Source organism: Longimicrobium sp., assembly GCF_036554565.1.
In the GTDB taxonomy this organism is placed as follows: Bacteria; Gemmatimonadota; Gemmatimonadetes; order Longimicrobiales; family Longimicrobiaceae; genus Longimicrobium.
The window spans coordinates 1-2,921 of the sequence record NZ_DATBNB010000593.1 but is presented as its reverse complement, the minus strand read 5'-3'; the positions used below and the strand labels follow the sequence as shown (position 1 = coordinate 2,921).

Annotated in this window: 3 protein-coding genes; all 3 read right to left on the bottom strand. The window is 72.2% G+C overall.

The genetic code is table 11. The annotated features are described in order from the left end of the window. Positions 1 to 41 precede the first annotated feature (41 nt). Entirely contained in the window at positions 42 to 536 is a 495-nt protein-coding gene (locus VIB55_RS16335; protein WP_331877731.1) for a hypothetical protein, read from the bottom strand. Continuing rightward, a complete protein-coding gene (locus VIB55_RS16330; protein ID WP_331877730.1) occupies positions 533 to 1,171 on the bottom strand; it encodes an RNA polymerase sigma factor in 639 nt (212 codons plus the stop codon). The genes VIB55_RS16335 and VIB55_RS16330 overlap by 4 nt, the downstream gene beginning before the upstream one ends. Before the next feature lie 215 nt (positions 1,172 to 1,386). Further along, entirely contained in the window at positions 1,387 to 2,865 is a 1,479-nt protein-coding gene (locus tag VIB55_RS16325; protein ID WP_331877729.1) for a pyridoxal phosphate-dependent decarboxylase family protein, read from the bottom strand. Between the last annotated feature and the right edge of the window lie 56 nt (positions 2,866 to 2,921).

The following is a 2,921-nucleotide window of genomic DNA, read 5'->3' as shown; positions in this document are numbered from 1 at the left end:
CGATGCCGGTCCGCCCCTCTGCTCGTGTGCTCCGACGGGACTCAACGCGGCCGGTCGGACCCGTCGGACGTGTCCAGCCGGTGCTGCAGGTCTGCCATCCGGCGGCGCTGCTGCATGGCGTAGTAGCCCAGCCCCAGCGCCAGCAGCGCGAAGAGCGCGGCGGCCAGCCAGCCGGCCTCCAGCGGTTCGTGAAAGGCGTGGTGCGTCAGCAGGGCGACGACGAGCGCTGCGGCGGCCAGCCATCCTCCCGGATAGGCGGCCGCGGTGCCCCCCCTTCGCGCGCGCGGCTCCGCGGACCGGAAAGCGGTCCCCCCGAGGACGCGGCGACGGACGTCCGCCGCCCGCGCGGGCTCCATCCGCACGGCCGGAGCCTGGGCGGCGAGCGCCCGGGCGGCGAAGTCGCGGAGAGCGGGGGCGCAATCTTCGCATTCGTCCGCGTGCGCCAGCATCCCGTCCAGCTCGTCGTCCGACAGTGCCTCGGGACGGCCGGCATTCATCAGGGCGCGCCAGCGGGCGTGATCGTTTTCCGTGATCATCCCGGCTCCCGCAGGCCGGAAAGCAGGGTTCGCAGCTTGGGAAACGCCAGGCGCGCGCGCGTCTTGACTGTTCCCAGCGGTACTCCCAGCTCGTGCGCGATCTCCCGCTGCGTCAGCCCCTCGAAGAAGGTCATCCGCACCACCCGCTCCTGGTCGCCCGGAAGGCGCGACACGGCCCGGTCCACGATCTCGCGGCGTTCGCCCGCGGCGGCGCCCTGCAGCGGCGACTCGCCCTCGCCCGCGAGCTCGCCCGCGGCCCGCTCGTCCAGGCGCTCCTCGCGCTTGCTCCGCGACTTGAGCAGCCGAAGCCGGTCCAGCGCGCGGCTGCGGGCCATGAGGATGATCCACGCCTCCACGGAGCCCCGCCCGTCGTGGTAGCGGTCGGCCTCGGCCCACACCTGGCTGAACGTCTTTTCCACCACCTCTTCGGCGTCGTCGCGGTTGCCCACCAGGTGAAAGGCCACCGCGTACACCCGGTCCGACCAGCGGTCGTACACCGCCGCGAACGCAGCCTCGTCGCGCTGGCGGATCCGCTCCACGAGGCGCAGGTCGTCGTCGCCTTCGGGCGTGACGAGATGCAGCGGACGAGCGGGGGATTCGCTCGCCGGCCTGCGAGGAGGTTGGGCTGTGCTCATGAAAGTGCGTGCTCGGGTACCGCGCCACCGGATGGAGCGCGCTTCCCTTCGCATGCCTCGCGCCACTACGTCCTGCCCGACCATCTGTCCCTTGTGTGCGAGACCTCGACGACTACGAGGAATACGCCGCGACAGGCGCGGGGGGATTCATTTTCTTTCCGGTGCCGGGGTTCGCAACCCGCCAGCGGTGGGGGACACAGCGGTCCCCCGACGGCTCACGCCGCCCCGAGCTCGCGGCCGATCTCCCGGAGCGCCTCCATCAGCCGTTCCAGGTGCGCTTCGCCGGTGCGCGGGTTCATGAGAGTGACACGCAGCACCCGTCGTTCGTTGAGCACCGTCGTGGTGATCCATCCCCGGCCCGACGCATTCAGGCGCGCGCGGAGCTCGGCCTGGAACGCGTCGGCCTCGCCATCCGTCATCGCACGGACGGATTCCGGCAGGTGGCGGAAGCAGAGGATGTTGCTTTCCACCGCGTGCATGGGCTCGAAGTCCGGGGCGGCGGCCAGCTTGTCCTGCAGGGAGCGCGCGGTGGCGGTGGTGCGCTCCAGCAGGCCGGCGAAGTGGTCGGCGCCGTAGTGGCGCAGCGCCACCCACAGCTTCAGCGCGTCGAAGCGCCGCGTGCACTGCAGCGTCATCCGCCCCGCGTCGCGGCAGCGGTCCTCGCCGGGGCGGGTGTGGAAGAGGTAGGGCGCTTTCTGGCGGAACGCGGCTTCCAGGTGCCGGCCGTCGCGCACCAGCACGGCGCCGGTGGACATGGGCATCCACAGCATCTTGTGAGGGTCCCAGGCCACGGAATCCGCCCGCTCGATGCCGTGCACCAGGTGGCGGAGCGTGTCCGACATCACGAACGAGGCGCCGTGCGCGCCGTCCACGTGCATCCACACCCCCGCGCGCTGGCAGACGTCGGCGATCTGGTCCAGGGGATCGAAGAGGCCCATCGCCGTCGCACCGGCCGTGGCGGAGACGGCGAAGGGGATGCGCCCCTCGCGGCGCAGGTCGTCGATCGCCCCTTCGAGTTCCGTGGGGCACATCTTGCCGTCGCGCTCGCCCACGCCGATGACGGACTGGCTGCCCAGCCCCATCAGCCCCGCCGTCCGCTCCACGGAGTAGTGCGAGTGCTCGGAGACGAGGAGCACCGCCCGCTCAGCGTCTGCCGTGCGCGCCACGCCGTCCGTCCAGCAGCCGGGAAAGCGCGCCTCGCGGGCGGCGAGCAGCCCGGTGAGGTTGGCCACGCTGCCGCCGGACACCAGCGTTCCCGCTGAGGAGGCGGGGAACCCGAGCGCGTCGGCCAGCCAGCGCACCACGCGCTCTTCCACCAGCGTGCCCGTGGGCGACATCTCCCACACGGCGAGCGACTGGTTGAGAAGGCTCGCCAGCGTGTCGGCCAGCACGGCGTGGGGGAGGGGCGGGGCCACCTGGTGGCCCATGTACATGGGATGGGCAAAGTGGATGGCGTTGCCCACCACGTCGCGCCACACGTCGTCCCACACCTCGCCGGCCGGGCGCCCCTCGCGCGGGAGCGGCTCGTCGAAGCGGCGCTCCAGCTCGGCGGGGGAAAGCGGGGTGGATACCGGGCGCGACTCGATGCCGGCCAGGTAGTCGGCCATGCGGTCGATCAGGTCGTGCCCGGCGGAGCGCAGGGCCTCGGCGTCGGCCGCAAGCTGCGCGGCGGCATCGGTTTCGGTCGTGAACATCTGGATCGGTCGCGGGTGAGCGGGCAATGTAGCATCGCCGGGGCGCAAACGGCACC

Bases quoted from the DNA above. Each gene is read 5' to 3' on its own strand.
- VIB55_RS16335 (WP_331877731.1), bottom strand. From the start codon at position 536: ATGATCACGGAAAACGATCACGCCCGCTGGCGCGCCCTGATGAATGCC.
- VIB55_RS16330 (WP_331877730.1), bottom strand. From the start codon at position 1,171: ATGAGCACAGCCCAACCTCCTCGCAGGCCGGCGAGCGAATCCCCCGCT.
- VIB55_RS16325 (WP_331877729.1), bottom strand. From the start codon at position 2,865: ATGTTCACGACCGAAACCGATGCCGCCGCGCAGCTTGCGGCCGACGCC.